Raw genomic sequence first — 22,124 nt, 5'->3', positions numbered from 1 at the left:
AGAGAATCCCAATAACAATTTGAGGATAAATGTTGTATCTTTCCCGAATTAATGAGCAATAGTAAAAGTAAAATTCGCCTTTCCATTTTTCTACTTTGATTATTTAACGTCTGTCTTGTGGATTAACCATTTGAGTATCAATCCAGAATCCTTGATTTATAATTTATGATAGTTAGCCATTTTAATATTCATTACGCTACTTGATTCTTAGCAATTGAGTTTAAGGTTTGCTAATATGTGATTGTAGTTAGAGTTGTTTTTTGTTTGTTGTCTATGTTTATTACTTTATCTTAGTGTAATGTCGTTATTTTCTTATCATTGCCTTTAAGTCTTTGTCCAAATAATCATCAAGTGCTTTTGTGTCTATTTTGCCTGCATTCCACCAAGCATAAACTTCTCTCAACGCTAATTGTCCAAAATTCGCCCATGCAATCAGATTTGTTCTTAGCAAGAATTGCACAGGATTTGCAATTGGATTTCCACTGCGCACGGCTGCATCAATACCATCTATTGCGCAAAGTGTGCCATGCCCAACCAAGAGCATTCTACGTAATTCTGGAATACTACTCTTTGGCACGCAATCGTTCCAATCCTTGCCATTGATAAATCTAGCTCTTATAACATACATCAAGCGAATCAATAACTACGTAACAACAACAGGAATCGCCATCACCATTCCATGCCGAAAATCATAGCCTTGTTCAAAGACTTTGCTTGTAATAACTGCAAATGTTTCTTGTCCCTTTTCTCCGAATCTCCCAAAATTACAAAGCTGAAAAAGATTATAAAAGGGTATCAAAATCCCACTCCCTCTCCCTTGTGCGCCACTAGAGCCCGTCCAATCCGACATAAGATGTCCAAGCCAATTCACAAAGCCACAAAAGATTTTTGCAATGAAATTTCCACCTTGCAGGTTAATCTGTGACTCTTCTGTCTCAATTGTAATAAGCTGCCCATTACTAAGAAAACTCGATGTATTTGTGAATTGATTCAGAATCAAAAAGAATAGTCCGATTAAATCAGGCGAATGTCCTAAACTTTTGAGGCGATGATTTTTTGTGTTAAGATTAGCAACTTTGCCATCTGTGCCATTTTTACCGTTTGTTGTTGTTTGCTCATAATTTACTCTAAATTTATTCTCCAAAAATCCAATCGTGCTTTTTGTGCCTTCGCCTTCCCAGCCGCACAATCTTGCAAGCTTCTCCGTAGCCTTGTGCCATTTTATCGGTAAAGTTTCCTAGCTTACTATTATTTGGGTTTTTTATAGTATTGGGAGCACCAACAAAGACAATATCAATAACCCCTCCAATCACACCACAAGTGCCCGCTATGAGATAATCATATTCATCACATTACGCATTTTTGTAGGTAAATTCTCTTGGATTCTTTTCTGCAATGCAATTTGTTCTGTTTTGCTCATTAAGCTATCAAATGGTTCTTTGCTTAAATCTAGCCCATTTCTTTGCGCGTAAGATTCAAAAGAAGCAACATAGTCGCTAAAGCTCATTGTTTCGTTAAATTCTACACTATCTAGCTCTTTAACAAGGGAAATAGTAAAGTTTGTTTTATCTGCTGTAGAATCTAACTCTGCTTGCAGGCTACAAGATGCGTTTGCTCTTCCTCTTCTGATAGCCAATAGCGCCCATCATAGTCTATATTTGCTAGCATCAAATCCATATCTTGCATGAGCTTATCAAGATTGGCAACGTCTTTTTTTGCTTCTCCAAAAGGGAATCAAGCACATTATTAACTTCGGCAAGCTTATTTCCAGCCTGATTCAATTGATGCTTTTGCACTAGCAATGCATTGCCCTCATCTTTAAGGAAATTTTTATCCATTGAAGAACCCTTTGGCTTGTCGACTGCTAGACTTGAAAACCATCTTTTCACCCGTAAAAACTAAACCTTCTTTAGCAGAGCCAAAAAGCGTATTATCATACAAGGCTAAGATAGATTTCATGCAATCTTCGCATTCAAATGCCTTAATTACGTTATTGAGCTTTTTCTCTGGAATATTTGGGGCAACTAAGATTACGTCAATTACTTTAATGTGTTCTTTAATAAAAATATTTGCATCTTGCATAATTTCTTCTTGATTTGGATTGAAATAGATAATTGATTGACAAATGAATTTGCTAGGCAGTGTTTCCTTAATCCTTGAAAGAATCTTGCGATTTATTCAAGCAAAAAATAAATAATTTCTAAAAATCTTGCAAACATTGGAATCTAATTTCTTAGTGACACTTAAAAGATGTTATGCAAGGCTGCTAGAAATGCTAGGAATTTGTAATAAGCGGATTCTTATGGGGTGATTGAAAGGCATAAGATAGCGTTTGTGCTATTTTGTTACAATTATAAGTTATTTCTTCAATGAGGCGGCTATGAATCTCAATCATGAACAACAGCTTGCGTGCAATGCGCCCTTGGGCTACAACCTTGTTATCGCAAGTGCAGGCACAGGCAAAACTTCAACTATAGTCGGCCGTATAGCGCATTTGTTGCAGCAAGATATTCGCCCGGAACAGATTCTATTGCTTACATTTACGAATAAGGCTGCTAATGAAATGATTACGCGAGTGGCAACGATGTTTGGTAAAGATGTCGCAGATAAAATAGAATCAGGGACTTTTCATAGCGTAGCTTATCGTTATCTTAAGGCATGCAAGCCTATTGTACTCAAACAACACAGGGAGTTAAAAATACTTTTTAAAAGTATTTATGAGAGACGATTCTTTGGCAGAGATAAAATGCCTTATTCTTATCAATACCTTTATGAATCCTATGGACTTTTCCATAACACCACAGTGAATGGAAGTTATCGTGATTGGTTGCAACAAAAGAATGTTGAGCAATTAGAGTTTATAGAGATTTATGAGGATATTTTTGCTGAATTTAATAAGCTTAAGAGAAGCTATGGCTATGTGGATTATAATGATTTATTGATTCTCTATCGTGAAGAACTAAAGCAATTAGCAGACGATGATTCTATTCCTTATATTGAGGTGCTTTGTGATGAATATCAAGATACTAATCCTTTGCAAGATTCTCTTTTGCGCACTATTAATCCAAAGAGCCTTTTTTGTGTGGGAGACTATGATCAAAGTATCTATGCTTTTAATGGGGCAGATATTAAGATTATCACCAATTTCATGCAAAATTATGCTAACGCGAAAGTTTTTTCTTTAAGTAAGAACTACCGTTCCACGCGATATATTTTGCAGCTTGCCAATAAGGTTATCTCTAATAATCCTAGAATTTACCCTAAAGTTCTTGAGGTAGTCAAAACGGGGCATGCACATACTCCTGTGCTTCTACAATATAATGATTTGTTTGCGCAGTATAGTGGCATTGCTAGGCAGATTCAAAAGTTGCACCATAGAGGGGTTGCCTATGATTCCATAGCCATTATTTATCGCAATAATGCAAGTGCTGACGGAATCCAAGCTGGACTTAGAGCTCTTAATATCAATAGCAAACGTAAGGGAAGCACAAGTTTTTTTGATAGCAAAGAAATAGAATTTCTGCTTTGTTTGTGTGGCGTCTTGGCAAATACAAAGGACATGATGAGCTATATCCATATTTTCAGTCATGCAAAGGGTATTGGAAATTCTATAGCGAAAGATTTGTTTGAAGCACTCATGATAGTAGGCGATGGAGATTGTAAAAAGGGATTGCTACAACCAAATAAGCAAAAAGAATGCTATCGCATGCGCGCGAATAATAGCGGTGTCGGGCTTTTTGATGAATTTTTCCGCAAAGAAGAAAGAAGTCGATTCGATTCTATCCTACACCCAGATTTTCGTTCTCATCCACTTTTAGAGCATTATAGAATCACCAAAGAGGCGGCGGTCTTTTTGAATGACTTTTTTGTTGCGTATCAGCGAAATTGCACGACTTATAATCCTTCTCTACTTTTAAGTAATCTTATAGATTCTCATTTTTATCAAAAATATTTGCAAACGCTCCTTAAAGAACGCGCTAAAGACAAAGAAGGGAAAGTTGACACATTGCTTTTAGAATCTACAAAAAAAAGGATTGATTCTAAACTTGCGATTTTGCATAATATTTCAAAAAACTATAAAGATTTGCAAGGATTCTTAAATGCTATGGTGTTAGGAAGTAGTGAAATGGGCGAGGGCGCAGGCGTTAACCTTCTTAGTGTTCATGCGAGTAAGGGCTTAGAATTTTCTTGTGTGTTTTTGGTGGATTTGATGGATGGGAGATTTCCGAATCATAAACTTGTTTCCAAAGGTGGGAGTATAGAAGAGGAGCGCAGACTTTTTTATGTAGCTTGTACGCGCGCAAAGGATTTGCTTTATTTATCTTTTGCTTTACAAGATATGCGCGAGCAGAGACATTATAAACCTTCTGTTTTTCTCTTTGAAGCAGAGCTATTGAAAGAGGGAGACTATGATATAGCTAAAATAAGTGATAACACACAAGAGGTTATAAATTAGTGTGTTTGTTAGATTTGCAATTAAGTCAACGCAATTAAGCCTCATAACAAGACACTTCATAGATGGTTTTACTGATTTCAAGATACAACACATGTATTAAAGTTACTTAGTTTGATACAAATAGTAGTCTTTATTTGTCTTTTTAAAGTATAATTCTTATCTTTTAATTCCAATGAGGATCTTTAGCTCAGTTGGTTAGAGCGCTCGGCTCATAACCGAGTGGTCGTAGGTTCAAGTCCTACAAGATCCACCACTTCTTTCACTATTGTATTTCTTACTTATTTTCTAGCAATGATTAGATTTCTTTTGATTTTTGTAGAGATTCCAAAATTCATGCGCAGTTCGAGGACTTTTATTGCCTGCTTGTGTAGCAAAATTGATAGCGTCTTGTTGTATGGTTTCAAATAGCTTTTTTGCTTTGGCTTTTGCTCCTCTCTTATTTGTTTCTTGAAAGCTTTTTAGGATAATAAATTCTAACACTGTGAGATATTCTGTTGTGCCAAACGTGTAGAATCCTATACTTAAGGGAAATCTATCACTAAGAGAGAGTATTTCATGAGTATATTCCTGATTCTGTGAAGTGTCTTCTTGTATAATACGGCGAAGATTTGATGTCGCATAGATAAGTATATTACAAGGTTTTTTCTCAAATGAACCCTCTAGCGAGCTTTTCAGACTGCGATATGAATAATCGTTAAGTGAAAAAGCCAAATCATCACAAAAAATAATAAAGGAATATTGTTTGTAGGGACGTAAAAAGTCCATGATAATAGGAAACATTGCAATATCTTTGCCCTCGATTTCAAGGATTCGCAAAGGTGATTCTGCAAGATATTTACTTAAGACGGCTTTGACTACAGAGCTTTTCCCGCAACCTCTAGCACCCCATAAAAGCGCGTTACAGGCTGGTTTGCCTGTTAAAAAAGCGAAGGTGTTAGAATCCAATCTTGTTATTTCTGTCTGCAACCCCAATAAGTCAGTTTCTTGCACAATATCAAGTTCTTCTATGGGGTGTAGATAACAGATATTGCCTACATTTCGCAAAATTGCTGCTTTAGTTTTCTCCCAGTCAAGAGTAAAAAAATTTTGAGAAACTTTCATATTTTTCCTTATTATAGAGTTGTTGTGTGTTTAACTTTAATGATTTATTCTTTATTGTAATATTTATAGAGTGTAAAAGATAGAATTATCGAGACTTTTTCAATGAAATGAGCCGTAATTAATTCGCGCGGCGCTACCCCATTATAGATAACGCATAATGGTTTGATTATATTTTAAATTTAATAGATAAAAGGAGGAAAATGAAGTGGCTCCGGATGCAGGATTCGAACCTGCGACCAAGTGGTTAACAGCCACCTACTCTACCGCTGAGCTAATCCGGAATATTTAAAGAGCATAATTATAAGAGAAATTTCATTTACAATCAAGTGCTTTATGCACTTTGATTCTAGGTTAATAAAAAATAATAGATTGTTGAGTGCGACTATTAATTTTGTTTTGGGTATAAGCTAGCGATTTTATCGAAATCCATGCTTAATGCAAAATTTTCTTGGAATCCCAAGAAATGATAAAATCTGTCTGTTGTTGTAAATATCTGCCCCAATGTAGAATGTCTGTCTTTTCTCATAAGGTTTTCTTTAAAGTATTTTTCTACTTCTCGTAACTCATTGTCAAAATCATCTGTTCCTGGAAACCTCTGTCCATTAGCAAGAACTAAACGTATTTTGTTACAAGCCATTTCTTTTTTATTGCAAACTACTTCTTTTGTTTTTAAAAGATAGAGGGCTTCTAGCCATGTTGTGCTGCTAGGTTCGATAGATAATAATTTAATGTCGTGTTGTAATAGAGCGAGATGCCAATTGAGGTTATTTTCAATACGTGCTACAAGTCCATCTTCTTGATACTCTTTGTTAAATTTATTGATTTCATCATGTAAGATTTTCAATGTAATGTCAATACTTTTACGTTTTATTTTGTATTTTGATTCTAAACTTGTGTCTTTAGAATCAAGTACGGCTTTTGAAAGCCCAATATATAAACCGCATTGTACGTCACGACAAAAATCCAGATAACGGTAAGCACTCTGTAAGATGTCATCTGTGTGAGTATTCCAATCAGGAAGATAAAAGGCGACAGACGGTTCTGTTTTTGGCGGATTTGTTTTATAAGTTGACACTAGAGTGCGCAAATAAACATAACGATATGAGTCAACCATTTGATAAATAGTTTGTTCTTCGAGAGGCAATATCTTGCTATACCATTGCGGTTCAACTTTAACTACCTTTTTTTCCCACTCTACTGGCGTTTTAACGAAAGGTCTGTTATGTCTTGTTGGACCTGCAATAGAATTGCTCATTTCGATAAATGGAATACTTGGTTCGGTTTTCATATAGCGATAATGTCCGTCAAATGACATGATAAAATCTGGAGTCGTGGAACAAAAATGAGAAAGTAATTTGCTTAATGGAAATTTTGGATTTGCGAGAATATGAGGTTCGATTTCAGCAAAATCATATTCGATTTGACCATTTTTTGACATATACTCTAGGAATGCTTTTGCAAAAGGACTTGTGGCTGCAGCAGAAAGACACAGTAACTTTATTGTCATATTCTTTTTCTCCAATAAATGTTGATGCGATATACCTACTAATTATAACTTTGTTTTGACTTATTTTGATATTTTACTGATAGATTTTCAAAAGAAATATTTATATTTACTATGTACAATTATGGATTGTAGGCAAAATAACGAAATTGCTTTTTTAAGCCTTTAAGAGCAAACTATATTATATTCCTTATATTCCCATTTTCCAGTCTCATCGATTTTAGCTTGTTGTGTTAGTAAGTTTTTGATTATTGCCATATTCTTTATGTAAAATTAATGTATAATTGCGTTGTATTTTATGGGCATTGAAACAATCATAGTTGCAATAACGTTAGAACTGAAGTTATTTTATCTATTGATATGATTCTCAATATTGGCAGTTTGTTTTGATTTTACTAAAAAGTTACGCATAAGATTCAGGAGAGTGCTATGGCTATCAAAAACAATGATAACAAATCAGATTTCTTTGTAGATTTACCTATGGTTTTTTCTGTGGTAAAAGCTGATGAATTAGTGGCAAGTGCTAATGAGTTTTATGGAACAAATATCATTTTGCCAAAAGCAGGCGGTAGATTTGATGTACGTTCTACCCAGGGCGTGGTGCATAAATTCTATCTTTACAAACTTACTATGAGAAAACTTGATTCTGAAGAAAGGCAATTTAAAAATAATGTAAGCGGGTTTGAGACAACCATGGAAAAGATGGGCGTTTTTTCGAATCTTTATGAGGTTATGACTTTTGCAGATACAATAACGATTTTTTCAAATCTCAATGAAGCAGATATTTTTCTTAGAGCAGTACTTAGAGCGAATGACGATAATACAAAGTCTGTGTTTCTTTGTGCGGATTCTGAAATAGAGGGATTAGAGCACTTATAGTTTAGATGATTGTCTGTTATATATTAATTTAGTGTCTTAACTTTTATGACGTTTATGAATAAGACGTATAGCTAAACTCGAGTCTTTGATAAGACGTGATACATTGTTTACCTTAGTTTATTTGCATTGAGAAAGGCAGTAGAGTGTTTTAAGTGTTTATGAAAAACAATAGGCGAATTGTTCCATTTATTGAGGTGCTATGAGAATTATTATTTAGACATTTGATCATCTATAATACAGCAGCATTTGGCAATATTATTGGAAATGGATTATTAAGATTCTTCTAAAAAATAGCTTATGCTTGCAAATCCAGCAATTCCACATTGTTGTATTTCTGAAATTCTTGTATCAGTAGTGATACCCCCAAGCGCAATGATATGTTGTTTGAGTTTGTTGTTTATTTTCTGTAATGTCGTTGTACCCAAAGCCTTGTTGCCATTTTTCTCATAGAAAATTGGACTAAGTGTTACAAAATTACTACCTAGCCCAATAGCCTTTTGCGCGTTGGCAAGGTTATGTGCACTGTAAATAATGGGCGCAGAGCAAGCTTTAATGGTTTCTAATGGCAGAATCTTAAATAATATCCCTGTCTCTAGGAGCGGCATATCTGATTCCTTTAGATGAATACCTACAAATTTTTCTTGCTCATAGAGTGTTTGCAGGATTGCTAGTTTATTAGATGAAAAATTAAGAATCGGCGTTATGTCAAGCGTGCTACACATTGATAGAAAAATTTCAATTAAATCCCATTCTTTACGGCTAAGGGGTTGTCGATCGCAAATAGCATTGTGATAGCGCAAAGAAGCAAATTTAAGTTTAATAGGAAGAGATTGTTTGTTAAATTGCGTCATCTTATTGTGTGCATAATGTAATTTTTGTCTGAAATGTAATAAATCTATGTTGTCAAGATTACCATAATACTCTCTTGAAGTAATTAGATAGGCAAACATTAGAAGATTTCACTTTGCAGTATTACAACAAAAATCGTGCTACCAATAATGCTAAGTAAAATATTTTTGAAAATACTATGTATAGTTAATGCAAAAATAATGCCCACAATATTACAAAGATCTATTTCATGCAAATCAGGAAAGCGTAAAACAATGTCCTTACACGCATATATAAATATCATAGCAATAAGACTTGGAGGCAGGATTATACCTAAAATAGAAACTATTTTCGGAATGTATTTATAGAAAACTATAAAAGGCACAAAACGTGTAAAAGCAGTAGACAAGGCTATAATAGCAATATATATGTAAATTTCCATATCACTCCCCCTGAAATATATCGCTATTTTACAATGAATTCTGACAATACGATGTTAGAGAAGAGTATTTTGAAATGTTATCGATAAGCATTGATATAGTGAATTTAAGAAATATTTAAGAAAGATATGGCACACTGATTGCATACGAATATTTTTTATTTTAGGAGCATGCTCTTCAATTTTTGTGATTCTAATATTTCACAAGAGAGTTTTTATTCATTGACAAAAATTTATTTTAGTATCCTAGTGTGATACTATCAAATATTGCTTGTGTGATATTGTTGTGCTGCTTGTTGGCTATGTGTTTTTGCATAAGGGAAAACAATGAGCGAACAATAATATCTGTTTCAATGTTCACTCTTCTGCCTGTTTGATAGGCATGGAAAAGTGTTGTTTGCATTGTATGCGGAATAACAACTAACTCAAAATATTTATCACACACATAGTTAATTGTAAGGCTTACTCCATCAACACATACACTTCCCTTATTAATCATAAGTTCTAATGTTTTAGAATCTGCTTGGACATGAAAAATAGTTTGATTGCTTATTGTTTCTTTTTTGATAATTAAACCTATTGAATCTATATGCCCTTGAACAATATGCCCATGTAATCCATCGCTAAATTGTAATGCAGGTTCAATATGTACAAGCCCTATTAAATTTTCGATGGCAATGCTCTGTGCAGTTTCTTTACTGATCTCTACACAAAAATAATCTTTTTGCGTTTCGATAGCTGTAAGACATGCACCATTTATTGCAATACTATCGCCTAAACTCGGGAATAGAGGAGACTCTAAACATAAGATATTATTGCGATAATTTCTAACGCGTGCAAATTGTCGAATTAATCCACTAAACATTGGCTATCTACATTATGGTTATTTATGTCAAGTGTTCTGTGGCAGTTTCTTGATTGTGGTATCTGTGGTAATTTGTTCATTTTATAGAATATCAAATACTTTGGAATCTTATACCAAAATCTTTCATGAGATTTTGATGAATCTCTTTGATTTGTTTGGCAATACCAGGGAACTTATATTAACCTTTTCTTTCTAAAGTCTTTAAGGACTTTTGTGTAATATTGCATTTGATCTGGAGTTCCTAATGTGACTCGACAAAAGTTATCATATCTGGTGAATTGTCTTCCTACAAGGATATTTTGAAGTTTCATGTTGTTTGCAAAATCATCGAATTGACCCGTAATTTCATGAAAAATAAAGTTTGCATGTGATGGGGCGTATTTCAAGTCAAGAGAATCTAAGGTTTTAGTAATGATTTGCTTTGATTTGAGATTAGAATTTACACAATATTGTCTAAAATTAAAATCCTTAATGGCAGCACTCGCAGCAATTGCTCCTAGTACGTTAATAGATTCAAGCTCCAAAAATTCATCAATCCTACGTTTTAATTCTGACGTCGTGATAATGTAACCCACACGCAATCCAGCAAGTCCAAAAATTTTAGAGAAAGAACGTAACACAATAACATTCTTTGTACTATCCTTAAGAATATCAATACCGCTTTTGAATAGATTGCTTACAACATACTCAGCGTATGCTTCGTCTATTAAAAAAACGGTAGTAGTTTTTGCTGTGCGTATCCAAGAGTATAAGTCATTTGCTCCTATGATGTTAGAGGTAGGATTATTGGGATTACATAAGTAAACGAGGGAAACGCCATCAAATTCCCTTTCATTTCTTTTCATAGAATCAATGTCAACATTAAATTCAGAATCGAGGTTAAATTTTACAACTTCAATATTCAAAGGTCTAGCATATTCTTCAATAAATTCGAAAGTTGGATTGGGGATAATAATGCGAATCGGCAAATTAAGCTCTTGTGCCATTTTATTAGCGGCATAGATAGAAGATTGGATTCCAGCAGATGAGCCATTGGTAAGACAAATTTTATCTGCCTTGATTTGGTGGAAATTCGCAATATCAGTTCGTAATTTATCTACTGCTTCATGTGGATAGAAAGGAATCTTAGTTAAACTCCTTTCAATAGCCTTTCGAGCTAGTTGTGAATACCCATAAGCGTTTTCATTATAATTAAGCATTAAAGGATTGTCTCTAGTTGGTTGTTTGAATTGCGTTGTGGCAGCATTCATGGGGGATAACATTCCTCCTAAGGCAAACGTACCGCCAATAAGTGCTCCAATCTTTAAAATCTCTCTTCTAGCTGAGTTTTGCGTATTTTCCATAAAGCTGACTCCTTATAGTGAATGTATAATCTGCGGTTATATTTAAGCTAATCTTACAATAATTTCACTATAAATGCAATATGGATAAAGAAATTAAAGATAATTTTGAAGATATGCTAAGAATTTAAATTATTTTCTGAACCAATGTTGTTTTTGCAGAAAGTAATGTTACAAAATTATTCTTTAGCAAATAAGTAAACGCAATAAAAGTCCTTTTTTTCAAAAGTATTATACTAACTTCTGTTAGTATAATTTCATTTTATTGAAAGGTTATAGATGGAGAAAGTTGCAATTATTACGGGTAGTGCGAGCGGCATAGGATTAGAGATGGCAAAGGCTTTCTTAGATTCTCAATACAGAGTTGTTTTTTCAGATATTAATAAAGAAGCATTAGATTCTGTGGTGGCATTACACAATAAGTCAAATAGTTGCATAGGAATCCTTTGTGATGTGAGTGATGAGGAAGCAATTAAAGAACTTATAAATGGAGCATACAAACATTACAAACGCATTGATGTATTGATTAATAATGCAGGGTTGCAACATGTTGCTAAGATTGAAGATTTTCCTACAAATAAATTTGAACTTATGATTAAGATTATGCTGGTTGGAGCATTTATTTCAGTAAAACATGTTTTACCAATTATGAAAAAGCAACAATTTGGACGTATTATTAATATGTCTTCTATCAATGGCTTGATAGGTTTTGCTGGCAAAGCTGCCTATAATAGTGCAAAACATGGACTTATAGGATTAACTAAGGTTATTGCATTGGAATGTGCGCAATATGGAATCACAGCCAATGCAATTTGTCCAGGATATATAGACACACCTTTAGTAAGAGGGCAGATGCAGGATTTAGCAAATACTAGAGATGTAAGCTTAGAGCAAGTTTTAGATGAAGTGCTGTATCCGCTTATTCCACAAAAGAAGCTTATTGATATTCAGGATGTTGCCGCTTTAGCATTATTTCTTGCTTCAGATTCTGCAAAACATATTACAGGGCAATCTTTAGTGATTGATGCAGGTTATACCGCGCAATAATAGCACGATAAGGAACAACATGACAGCTATTATTGTGGGATTGATAGCCCTAATGCTATTTGCTTATTTTGGTTGGTCTATCTTATGGGTAGCACCTCTTGCAGCTGGGATTGTAGCGGCATGGAGTGGGTTAAATTTATTTGAAAGCTACACAAATGTTTATATGAATGGACTAACAGATTTTGTTGTGAAGTGGTTTCCTGTATTTATGTTGGGTGCTATTTTTGGTAAGTTAATGGAAGTTACTCAAATGGCATCTTCTATTTCTCTTTTAATTGGTAGGCTTTTAGGTGAGAAAAGAGCAATTTTAGGCGTTATTCTTTCTGCAACAATCCTTACATACGGGGGAGTTAGCCTCTTTGTTGTTGTTTTTGCTGTGTATCCTTTAGCACTTTCTTTATTTAAGGCAGCAGACATTCCAAGGAGACTTATCCCTGCTACTATTGCGCTTGGTGCTTTCACTTTCACTATGGTAGCTATACCTGGGACGCCACAAATACAGAATCTCATTCCTATGAAGTATTTTGGGACAACGCCTATGGCTGCTCCGATTATGGGGATTATCGCAAGTCTTATTATGTTTTTGGGTGGATATTTTTATCTCAAGTATAGAGAAAGTACTTTGAGGCTTAAAGGCGAACATTTTGATATTTCAGAGAATATTAAAGCAAATCAAACAGATTCTAATCCCCCGCATTTTGTTATTTCTTTAGTTCCATTATTGTGTGTAGTTGTAGCTCTTAATGTTTTTCAATTTGAGATTATTAATGCCTTGCTTTGTGGTATAGGTGCTATATTTCTTTTGAGTTTCAAAAAAGCCAAAAGTTTTGTCGCGGCGATTAATGAGGGTGCACAAGGTTCTGTGATTGCTATATTAAATACAAGTGCCGCAGTGGGGTTTGGTTCTGTCGTAAAGTCCGCACCAGGGTTTAATAGTTTGACTGATTTGCTTTTAAGCATCAAGGGTAGTCCACTTATTTCGGAAGCAATTGCAGTGAATATTCTAGCAGGTGCCACAGGCTCTGCATCGGGAGGCATGGGAATAGCACTACAAGCATTAAGTGAGAAATATAAAGAAATAGCGATAACGCAGAATATCCCTTTAGAACTTTTTCACCGTGTCGCTTCCATTGCATCAGGAGGGCTTGATGCCTTACCACATAATGGTGCTGTCCTCACTTTATTGGCTATTACAGGTATGACGCATAAAAAGAGCTATTTGGATATTTGTGTGGTAGCAGTCATTATCCCTATTGTTGCCTTGATAGTCGGGATAATAATGGTCTATTTTGGTATTTATTGATTATTATTTTAGTCTGTAAAACTTCGTTAAGAACATTGTGTTATGTTAAAACATGATGTAGATTCTTCTTGGGTAATGGGTTACTAATTGATACATGATTGATGGAAGTCGCGGAATCAAATAACGAGAACCTACGTAAGTCAAGATTTCTGGTTATAGTAGGTAGCTTACAATCCAAAATTTATAAACTCTTAAAATCTGTATGGCAATTATTATGTTTAATTGTGTACCGAGTTGATTATGTAATGTTATGTAATACCGCATAATTAAATATTATAGAAGGAGACTTTTAATGTTTTTATTACAAAGATTCACTCATGCCTGTGTAGTGTTAGCCTCTAGGTATTTACCTGATTCGTTTGTTATTGTTGCTATTCTTACGCTTTTTGTTTTTTGTGTCGCTATGTTTTCTACACAGCAAAGCGCGCTAGATATGATGCAGCATTGGGGAGGAGGAGCTTGGTCGTTGCTTGGATTCTCTATGCAAATGGCGTTAGTTCTGGTATTGGGACAAGCTTTGGCAAGCGCAAAGATTATTGCGAAGTTTCTTAAGTATCTTGCTAGCTTACCTAAAACCTATCTTAGTGCCATTGTATTGGTTACTTTGTTGGGTTTGGTGGCAAATTGGATTAATTGGGGATTTGGATTGGTAATTAGTGCAATTTTTGCTAAAGAAATTGCCAAGAGCGTACGAGGAGTGGATTACAGACTCCTTATTGCTTCTGCGTATTCGGGATTCGTTATCTGGCATGGAGGGCTTTCTGGTTCTATTCCTCTAACTTTAGCTAATGGTGGAGAAACACTCGTTAAGACAACAGCAGGAGTTGTTACAGAAGCAATTCCAGTTTCAATGACAATCTTTTCTTCTTATAATCTCATTATTTGTGCAATTATTCTGGTTTGTCTCCCGCTTATTCTTACTTTTATTCATCCGCCAAAGCAGGAAGTTATCGAAATCGATAAAAAATTACTTGAAGATAAGGAGGAAGTAGAGGTTATTAGCCATAAAAATGAGCATACTTTTGCTGAATATCTTGATAGACACGCGCTTATTAGCATGTTAATAGGGGCTTTTGGCATAACATATATTATTCTGTATTTTGCAAAGGGAGGTACGCTTAATCTCAATATTGTTAATACAATTTTTCTTTTTGCTGGAATTTTGTTGCATAGAACACCTATTGCCTATATTAAAGCAATTAATCGGGCAACAAGAAGTGCAGCCGGAATTTTGTTGCAATTCCCTTTTTATGCTGGGATTATGGGTATGATGATGGGTGTTTCTAGTAGTGGAGAATCTTTCGCAGGATTGCTTTCTTCTATGTTTGCTAAGATTGCAACTCCAGAGACTTTTCCGCTATTGACATTCTTAAGTGCTGGTATTGTGAATATTTTTGTCCCATCTGGAGGAGGGCAATGGGCAGTACAAGCGCCGATTATGATGCCAGCTGGACAGGCATTAGGAGTAGATCCTTCTGTGGTTGCTATGGCGATTGCATGGGGAGATGCTTGGACAAACATGATTCAGCCTTTTTGGGCTTTACCGGCGTTAGCGATTGCTGGATTGGGTGCGAAAGACATTATGGGGTATTGTGTAGTAACTTTAATATTTGTTGGTGTTGTTGTTTGCGGTGGGTTTTATTTGTTGACATAGTTATGGCAGATTATTGGAATCCACCATTTGCAACATTGTGATTCTGTGTTATTAGAGTAGAGAGTGATGATTATTTACCTACTAAGGTCTTAATGTATTGGTCTGCAAGATATAACCCATTACTTTGGTCGCCTATTAGTTTAATTTTATCTATAATACCTCTAAAGAGAGCCTCTTCCTCGTGTTGTTCCGCTACATACCATTGTAAGAAATTAAAAGTTGAATAGTCTTTCTCCTCAAGCATAAAGCTTACAAGTTCATTAATCGATTTTGTAATTGATACTTCATGTTTATAGGTTTTCTCAAATACATCAAGCAGATTTTTAAAATTATTTTCTGGTTTTGCAATAGCTTGTAGTTCCACCAATGAATCTGTTTCATTAAGATAAGTGATTAACTTTTGTGCGTGCTCATTTTCTTGTCCAGCATGTTTAAACAAAAAGTCTCCAGCACCTTCATAGCGATTTTTGAAACACCAAGAACTCATGCTTAAATATAAATTCGCGGCATACATTTCTTTTGCAACTTGTTCGTTTAATTTTTTAACAACTTCTTGACTTATCATAGTTAGTCTCCTTAAATTTGTATGTTTAATTTGACATCAGCAAATTAACATTATCATTATATATATAAAATGATAATAATGCAAGTATTTTTTTATTAATTTATCATAATTTATATAAAAATGATAAAAATTTCATAAACTACCACTTTATAAAAAGAAATATCCTGTCTATTTATTAATATAAATGCAATTATGTGATAATAATAAGATAGATGAAGATTGATTGTCATTGATATAAATCAGAATCTAAAGAGAATACTTGCGCTTATGTCAAGATAGAGATTCTATATTGACTCTTTACAAATAATAATTTTCGAATTACAATAATGAATTTATTTCGTATTAATACTACTAAGGATAATGATGGGTTATGTTACGCCAGTCATTGCTACGACAAGAGAGCAACTTCAACACTACATTGCAGAATATCTCACTTTGCGTTCAAATGCAGTTCAAGATTCTCAAGCATTAAGTTTAGGGTTAGTCCCAACTATGGGGGCGTTACATGATGGACATAAAAGCCTTATAGAGTCAAGTGTTGCCAACAATGCAGTAACTGTCGTGTCAATATTTGTGAATCCTACACAGTTTGCTCCAACAGAGGATTTAGCAAAGTATCCGCGCACATTAGAGCAAGACATAGAAATATGTACAAACTTAGGAGTAGATATTATTTTTACCCCAGATTCTAGGGAAATGTATGACACTGATGAAATTACTCTTTGTCCACCAAAGTCTATGGGATATATTTTAGAGGGATATTATCGCCCTACGCACTTTGCGGGTGTATTGCAGATTGTGTTAAAACTTTTTAACCTTATGTTGCTTCCAGCTTCTCTACTAAGTCGATGTGCGATACGGGGTTATTGCGTGCGGGCATATTTTGGCAAAAAAGATGCGCAACAACTCGTAATTGTGCAAAAAATGGTGCGCGATTTGTGTTTGCCCATTGAAGTTGTGCCTATGCCAATTGTTCGTGATTCTGATTCTTTAGCGTTAAGCTCGCGCAACGTCTATTTAGATTCTATTCAGAGAAAAGAAGCCTTAGCCTTACCACGCGCCATATTGCGAATGCAACATTTAATTTTGCAAAATGACGTTAGGAATATCGCAGCTCTTAAAAATGAAGCTGCTGCGGTTTTACAAGGATTGCAAGTTGATTATATGGATTTTTATACCCATGATTTGAAACTCATAGGAGATCAAGATGTAGCAAGGAATTGTATTTTTCTTGTCGCCATTCGAATAGGCACGATAAGACTACTTGATAACCTTTGGATAGAATAACCTCTTAAGAGTAGTGCTTACAAATTGTTTCTTGTGAAATTAAATAGCATGATACAGAATCTATTTAAGGAGAGTTATGCGGCTTTTAGCAATTTTTTTGTTTTTGGGTTTATGTGTAAGCATAGAAGCGCGTTATACAACCCTTGATGATGCTCTGTTAAATGGCACAAAAAAGGTAGATGTTGTTTTGTATGGTAAATATACAAATACCTCTGGTGGTTATATTAATGGTTCAGTTGGGCTTGGTTATATTACAGGGTTTTATTATAGTTTGCGTGCCGCTATTTCATTTCGTGCCGCGCAGAGTTTCTTTGATTCACAAAATGCCTTTAGAAGAGATTTTGGCGGAATCAATGGCACAATCATAGGCGATAGTGCAATATTGTTAGGGGAGTCTTTCCTTGAATATTTTGATGGAGATACTGCTATTAAAGCAGGGAGATTTCAACCCATTAGCGAATATGTTAATACTTTAACTGATGGAATCTGGATACGAAATGCAAGCCTTAAAAATCTGACATTGGAGGGGATGTGGGCATATAGAATGGGGCGCGTGAGCTATTATGAAATGCTGCCCTTTACGCGTTTGGGTGGCAGTGATTCTATAGGCTGGTTTGATGTTGGTGGGAAGTATTTTCTTTCGAATAATAAAGGCGACAATAAAAGCTCCATGTATATTAGCATTTTTAGTACATTTATACCTAATGTATTTGGGAGTGTCGGTATTAGGTGGCATTCTGGGTTTCGATTTAATGGGAGTGAAACTTGGTTTGGGGTGGATGCAGGATTTGCAGGTAGTTTTGAGGATCATCAAAGCAGATTCTCCGCAGACAATAATACGTTTTTGTTTGATGCTAAATTAATCTTTGGTTTTAGTTGGTTGGATATTGTTGTGGGATATGTTATGAGTGGTAGAGGCGGCATGGGGGGACTTAATAGTCTTGGTGTAGGTAACGGGACACAGGCTGACGATTCTTTGTTTTATAAGAATATCCATCCCTTTTTTGTTTGGGGCGGTAACGCTATTAAGTTCGGAAGAAATGCTAAATTAATTTATGCCGCTTCAAGACTTAGTTTTTTTGATAATAAATTGAGTGCGTATGTAGCGTATGGCGCAACATTCTTTGATGGATATAGTGGTAGATACGGGAGCAATAATACGACAGGTATTATCCAAAATGAACTTAATGTTATGGTGGAATTTGCTATTACGCGAACTTTAAATGTTGTAGCGTATGTTACTGATACGCATTTTGGTCGTGGTGTGCCAAACATCTTTCAAGTTAATGGCGGTTTTCGTTTTATGTTCTAAATGGAGAATGTAATTTAATTGAAGCTTTATGCGCATAAGAATGCGCAACCAAGATTCCAATGCAATGTTATTCGTTGCTTTATTTGTGCTGCTTGCTTTGCAAGAGAATCATAGCTTTTTATTATCTATATGTAACGTTGTTGGCATTGTTCAGCAAGTAGTTTTGTAGAAATCCGAGTATAATGTGCTTTCGCAGATTATCTAGGAGAGGATTGAATGCAGCCAATGCCCAAAAACACTACTTTTCTCGCATTTCAAGAAGGTTTTAAGTATAGTCTTCCTATTCTTGCAACCTATCTTTTGATGGGCGGTGTGTTTGGGATTATGATGGCAGAGGCTGGCTATACGGTATGGTTAAGTCTGCTCATGTCTATTATTATCTATGCGGGTGCAATGCAGTTTGTTGCGGTGGGATTATTAGCTGGCGGGATACCACTTTTAAGCATTGTCGCTATTTGTCTTAGCATTAATGCAAGACAATTTTTCTATGCCATTGCAAGCCTGAATCGATATAAATTAGGAGGTTGGCGTAAATGGTATTTGGTTTTTTCTGTAACCGATGAAACCTTTGCTATCCTCAATCTAAGGGAACAACAAACGGCACTACAAAATAGCACTCAACAAAGAGACGGCTACAATCAAAAAGTAATGTTTTTTATTTCATTATGTAATCATTGCTATTGGATTGCAGGATGTGTTGGCGGGACATTGCTTGGTAGCTCTCTCTCATTTATCCAAGATATTAAAGGTTTAGATTTTATTGTTGTGGCGACTTTTACTATATTGCTCTATGAAAATTACAAAATAAAAAGCAATCGCATTTCCATTGGTATCGGTATTCTTTGTACGTGTATTTGTTTGCTTATTGATAAAGAACATTTTTTATTATATTCTCTTGTATGTGTTGTCTTTGTGCTATTGCTTGCCTATAAATGTCATATTATCCCCATAACACATGACAACAAATCAAATTAATTGCGCCGTATGATATTTAGCATATCCGTAATAGCATTTTGTAAACCGCTAAAAACAGCTCTTGCAATAATGCTTTGCCCAATGTTAAGTTCTTCTATCGCCTGCATATTTGCAATAGGTTGCACATTATGATAATTTAATCCATGTCCAGCAAAAACTGATAATCCTTCGTTTTTTGCAAAAATACTTTGCGATTCTATGCTGTGTAATTCAGAATCTAACAATGATAGTAATACGTGTCTTGGTTGCTGAAGTGCTTGAATACTATTATGTGTTCGTGTGAGATTGGAATGCGACATCAAGAAAAGATTTGCGTATTTACCTGTGTGCAATTCTATGCCTAATGGGTAGCGATTTGGGGTATGTGATTGTGTGGCAGAATTTGTGCGAGAGTTTTTATTAGAGATAATGCCTTGTTGTTTGGGGCAAATTCCTAGTTGCGCGACAAATGAGAGACACTTTTCTATGCTTTGTCTATCAGGATCAATAAATAATGCAAGAGGTATATCCTTATTGAGAATATTCTCTAAAATAGGCAATAGAGAATCTTTCAATAGCAAGCCTCCTTCCGTTGTTACTTCATTGCGATTTTCTGGTACAAGGGTGATTCTATGGGGCTGTAATGTACATACTTTATTGAGAATCTCTTGATTAGTTGAGCATTCAACATTCACAGGTAAGAAACTTGATTCTATAATACGTTCTAAATCATATTCACAAATATGTCTTCTATCTTCACGTAAATGCACAGTAATTTGACTAGCTCCTGCTCTTTTTGCAATGAAAATTGCTTCAAGCGGATCTGGATCGTTGATCTTCCTAGTCTCTCGTAAATAGGCTATGTGGTCAATATTTATGCCCAACTTCATTATAGACCTCTATATTTTTAAAAATATGTTACTATTATAGCTTATTTAATCCAAATTCTATAAGATTCTAACACTACATTTTCTCATTGTTATAAGGAAAAGAATATGCAACTAGATATTCAACAAATACATATTATTCAAGATTTATTACGACAAATTTGCGGTATTCATTTAACTGATTCAAAACAGACTATGATGAAAAACAGGATTAATATTCTTTTAAGAAACAGTTTGTTACGTGATGTTACTACTTTCGATGAGCTTGTGCATGCCATCAAAACTAATCCTCAAGTAAAGCAAGTATTTATTAATAGTTTTACAACCAATAAGACGGATTTATTTCGTGAGTCATATCATTTTAGTGATATGCTTAATCGTACATTGATTGAGCCATTACGTAATAACAAACAAATCAGAATACTATGTTCAGCTTGCTCTAGCGGAGAGGAGGCTTATTCAATTGCAACAACATGTATTTATGCGAAGACACTCTATAAATCACATTCTGCTATTACAATTATAGCGACTGATATTGATACTAATATGTTGGAATTTGCAAGGAAAGGTGAATACACATTCGATCCCCGATTAAATAAGCTTCCAGATTGGGTGGAAATTGAAAAATATTTCAATGTAAAGAAGACCGATGTTGTCTCACATTTTACAGCAAAAAGCAACATTAAGAATCTTATTATTTTTCAGCAACTTAATTTTTTTGCTAACGTCTACCCTTTCAATGCTAATGAATTTGATATGGTATTTTGTCGTAATGCGCTTATTTATTTTGAAATGAAAAATCAAGAAAATATCCTTACTAAATTACATCATGTCCTTAAAGAGGGGGGGGCTCTGTATTTGGGGCATTCAGAAGATGTATTGAGTCTCAAGGATAAATTTGATAAACTTGGTAATAAAATTTTTGTGAAAAAATTAATCTCTGATTAAAGGAGAATTATGGCATCCAAAAGCAATGTTTTATCAAAACACATAGAGGAAAAACACCATCCTGATACAATTCTTCCTAAGAAACCTTGTTCACATTCACGTGATAAAGTCGTAGTTATTGGTAGCTCTACTGGTGGCACGGATGCCCTTTACCAAATTTTTTCGGCATTGCCCACAGGGTTACCTCCAATTGTAGTAGTGCAGCATATTCCTAAAATGTTTTCTTCATCTTTAGTTACAAGATTAAATGCTAATAGCAAGTTAAATATTTATGAGATTAATGAAAAAATGCCTTTGAAGCAAGATTGTGTTTATGTGGCTAATGGCGATGCGCATGTTATTTTTAAGTATGAAGTTAATAGATGCTGTGTTGCGCCTTTTGAGGCGCAGAAAATCAGTAGGCATAGACCAAGCGTAGACATACTTTTTAGGAGTGCTAACAATACTTTAGGTAAAAATGTATTAGCCATTATTCTTACGGGTATGGGGGATGACGGTATGATTGGAATGAAAGAGCTTTTTGATAATGGTGCTTATACTATTGCGCAAGATAAAGAGAGTTGTGTTGTCTTTGGTATGCCTAAGAAAGCTATTGAGGCTGGCGCAATAAAGGAAATTTTACCATTGAATCAAATTGCTGGAAGAATAGTAGATTATGCGCATGGTAAGATATTTTCTTGCAATAAAGAACCAGAAATCGGGGAAGTGGACGATTCGTAATTTCAGGCAATAATCAAGCAAAATTTTGTGAGTGT

General features: G+C 34.8%; 23 protein-coding genes and 2 tRNA genes. 11 read left to right on the top strand and 14 right to left on the bottom strand.

All coding sequences use genetic code 11. From position 1 onward, the window contains the following. Positions 1–304: 304 nt before the first annotated feature. The 5 genes from CQA66_RS09230 to CQA66_RS02690 all read right to left on the bottom strand — a co-directional run bounded on the left by CQA66_RS09230 (position 305) and on the right by CQA66_RS02690 (position 2,082). Positions 305–577, bottom strand: coding sequence for a hypothetical protein (locus CQA66_RS09230; RefSeq protein ID WP_181882219.1), 273 nt, complete (start codon positions 575–577; stop codon positions 305–307). Between the two features lie 66 nt (positions 578–643). Then, positions 644–1,189 (bottom strand): hypothetical protein, encoded by a 546-nt coding sequence (locus tag CQA66_RS02700; RefSeq protein ID WP_181882218.1) that lies wholly within the window; start codon positions 1,187–1,189, stop codon positions 644–646. A 138-nt stretch (positions 1,190–1,327) separates the two neighbouring features. Next, complete coding sequence (locus CQA66_RS09225) at positions 1,328–1,636, bottom strand: hypothetical protein (RefSeq protein ID WP_104762703.1); 309 nt, start codon at positions 1,634–1,636, stop codon at positions 1,328–1,330. 31 nt (positions 1,637–1,667) lie between these two features. Further along, on the bottom strand, positions 1,668–1,838 hold the full coding sequence (locus CQA66_RS09220) for a hypothetical protein (protein ID WP_158657002.1): 171 nt from the start codon (positions 1,836–1,838) through the stop codon (positions 1,668–1,670). Continuing rightward, positions 1,831–2,082, bottom strand: coding sequence for a hypothetical protein (locus CQA66_RS02690; RefSeq protein WP_104762704.1), 252 nt, complete (start codon positions 2,080–2,082; stop codon positions 1,831–1,833). Before CQA66_RS02690 ends, CQA66_RS09220 begins: the two co-directional genes overlap by 8 nt. Before the next feature lie 298 nt (positions 2,083–2,380). Between CQA66_RS02690 and CQA66_RS02685 the strand changes: the two genes are divergently transcribed. Both CQA66_RS02685 and CQA66_RS02680 read left to right on the top strand, forming a co-directional pair. Next, entirely contained in the window at positions 2,381–4,456 is a 2,076-nt protein-coding gene (locus CQA66_RS02685) for an ATP-dependent helicase (protein ID WP_104762705.1), read from the top strand. Positions 4,457–4,632: 176 nt separating this feature from the next. Further along, a tRNA-Ile gene (locus CQA66_RS02680) sits at positions 4,633–4,709 on the top strand. A 32-nt stretch (positions 4,710–4,741) separates the two neighbouring features. Here the strand turns inward: CQA66_RS02680 and CQA66_RS02675 are convergent. The 3 genes from CQA66_RS02675 to CQA66_RS02665 all read right to left on the bottom strand — a co-directional run bounded on the left by CQA66_RS02675 (position 4,742) and on the right by CQA66_RS02665 (position 7,064). After that, positions 4,742–5,557: a DUF815 domain-containing protein gene (locus CQA66_RS02675; RefSeq protein ID WP_104762706.1), complete on the bottom strand. Its 816-nt coding sequence runs from the start codon at positions 5,555–5,557 to the stop codon at positions 4,742–4,744. 206 nt (positions 5,558–5,763) lie between these two features. Then, a tRNA-Asn gene (locus tag CQA66_RS02670) sits at positions 5,764–5,838 on the bottom strand. A 104-nt stretch (positions 5,839–5,942) separates the two neighbouring features. Further along, positions 5,943–7,064, bottom strand: a complete 1,122-nt coding sequence (locus CQA66_RS02665) for a hypothetical protein (protein ID WP_104762707.1) — start codon at positions 7,062–7,064, stop codon at positions 5,943–5,945. Between the two features lie 426 nt (positions 7,065–7,490). On the opposite strand from CQA66_RS02665, the gene CQA66_RS02660 reads away from it, so the two are divergent. After that, a complete protein-coding gene (locus CQA66_RS02660; RefSeq protein WP_104762708.1) occupies positions 7,491–7,940 on the top strand; it encodes a hypothetical protein in 450 nt (149 codons plus the stop codon). Positions 7,941–8,212: 272 nt separating this feature from the next. On the opposite strand, the gene CQA66_RS02655 is transcribed toward CQA66_RS02660, so the two are convergent. From CQA66_RS02655 to CQA66_RS02640, 4 genes are all read right to left on the bottom strand, one after another. Next, entirely contained in the window at positions 8,213–8,890 is a 678-nt protein-coding gene (locus CQA66_RS02655) for a thiamine phosphate synthase (RefSeq protein WP_104762709.1), read from the bottom strand. After that, positions 8,890–9,210, bottom strand: a complete 321-nt coding sequence (locus CQA66_RS02650) for an AzlD domain-containing protein (RefSeq protein WP_104762710.1) — start codon at positions 9,208–9,210, stop codon at positions 8,890–8,892. Before CQA66_RS02650 ends, CQA66_RS02655 begins: the two co-directional genes overlap by 1 nt. A gap of 235 nt (positions 9,211–9,445) precedes the next feature. Beyond that, complete coding sequence (gene ribE, locus CQA66_RS02645; protein ID WP_104762711.1) at positions 9,446–10,072, bottom strand: riboflavin synthase; 627 nt, start codon at positions 10,070–10,072, stop codon at positions 9,446–9,448. A 173-nt stretch (positions 10,073–10,245) separates the two neighbouring features. Beyond that, positions 10,246–11,415, bottom strand: a complete 1,170-nt coding sequence (locus CQA66_RS02640; RefSeq protein WP_104762712.1) for a pyridoxal phosphate-dependent aminotransferase — start codon at positions 11,413–11,415, stop codon at positions 10,246–10,248. 276 nt (positions 11,416–11,691) lie between these two features. Between CQA66_RS02640 and CQA66_RS02635 the strand changes: the two genes are divergently transcribed. From CQA66_RS02635 to CQA66_RS02625, 3 genes are all read left to right on the top strand, one after another. Then, positions 11,692–12,459, top strand: a complete 768-nt coding sequence (locus tag CQA66_RS02635) for a 3-hydroxybutyrate dehydrogenase (protein WP_104762713.1) — start codon at positions 11,692–11,694, stop codon at positions 12,457–12,459. A gap of 19 nt (positions 12,460–12,478) precedes the next feature. Continuing rightward, positions 12,479–13,762 carry a GntP family permease gene (locus CQA66_RS02630; protein WP_104762714.1) on the top strand — a complete coding sequence of 428 codons (1,284 nt, stop codon included), beginning with the start codon at positions 12,479–12,481 and terminating at the stop codon, positions 13,760–13,762. 292 nt (positions 13,763–14,054) lie between these two features. Then, positions 14,055–15,416 (top strand): TIGR00366 family protein, encoded by a 1,362-nt coding sequence (locus CQA66_RS02625; RefSeq protein ID WP_104762715.1) that lies wholly within the window; start codon positions 14,055–14,057, stop codon positions 15,414–15,416. 70 nt (positions 15,417–15,486) lie between these two features. Here the strand turns inward: CQA66_RS02625 and CQA66_RS02620 are convergent, their stop codons facing one another. Next, positions 15,487–15,981, bottom strand: coding sequence for a ferritin (locus CQA66_RS02620; RefSeq protein ID WP_104762716.1), 495 nt, complete (start codon positions 15,979–15,981; stop codon positions 15,487–15,489). Positions 15,982–16,344: 363 nt separating this feature from the next. Here CQA66_RS02620 and panC point away from each other — a divergent pair, with 363 nt between their 5' ends. The 3 genes from panC to CQA66_RS02605 all read left to right on the top strand — a co-directional run bounded on the left by panC (position 16,345) and on the right by CQA66_RS02605 (position 19,555). Continuing rightward, a complete protein-coding gene (gene panC / locus CQA66_RS02615; protein ID WP_104762717.1) occupies positions 16,345–17,268 on the top strand; it encodes a pantoate--beta-alanine ligase in 924 nt (307 codons plus the stop codon). 76 nt (positions 17,269–17,344) lie between these two features. Then, positions 17,345–18,580 (top strand): hypothetical protein, encoded by a 1,236-nt coding sequence (locus tag CQA66_RS02610; RefSeq protein ID WP_104762718.1) that lies wholly within the window; start codon positions 17,345–17,347, stop codon positions 18,578–18,580. A 216-nt stretch (positions 18,581–18,796) separates the two neighbouring features. Then, the gene (locus CQA66_RS02605) at positions 18,797–19,555 is read left to right on the top strand and encodes an AzlC family ABC transporter permease (protein WP_233707697.1); all 759 of its coding nucleotides are present in this window, start codon (positions 18,797–18,799) and stop codon (positions 19,553–19,555) included. Here CQA66_RS02605 and CQA66_RS02600 read toward each other — a convergent pair. Continuing rightward, complete coding sequence (locus tag CQA66_RS02600; RefSeq protein ID WP_104762719.1) at positions 19,552–20,424, bottom strand: pyridoxine 5'-phosphate synthase; 873 nt, start codon at positions 20,422–20,424, stop codon at positions 19,552–19,554. The genes CQA66_RS02605 and CQA66_RS02600 overlap by 4 nt on opposite strands. A gap of 105 nt (positions 20,425–20,529) precedes the next feature. On the opposite strand from CQA66_RS02600, the gene CQA66_RS02595 reads away from it, so the two are divergent. Continuing rightward, positions 20,530–21,369, top strand: a complete 840-nt coding sequence (locus CQA66_RS02595) for a CheR family methyltransferase (protein ID WP_104762720.1) — start codon at positions 20,530–20,532, stop codon at positions 21,367–21,369. A gap of 9 nt (positions 21,370–21,378) precedes the next feature. Next, a complete protein-coding gene (locus CQA66_RS02590; protein ID WP_104762721.1) occupies positions 21,379–22,089 on the top strand; it encodes a CheB methylesterase domain-containing protein in 711 nt (236 codons plus the stop codon). Positions 22,090–22,124: the final 35 nt, after the last annotated feature.

It is taken from the genome of Helicobacter aurati, from assembly GCF_003364265.1.
In the GTDB taxonomy this organism is placed as follows: Bacteria; Campylobacterota; Campylobacteria; order Campylobacterales; family Helicobacteraceae; genus Helicobacter_A; species Helicobacter_A aurati.
The sequence above is the reverse complement of the archived record's forward strand: the minus strand, read 5'-3'. Positions and strand labels throughout refer to the sequence as shown.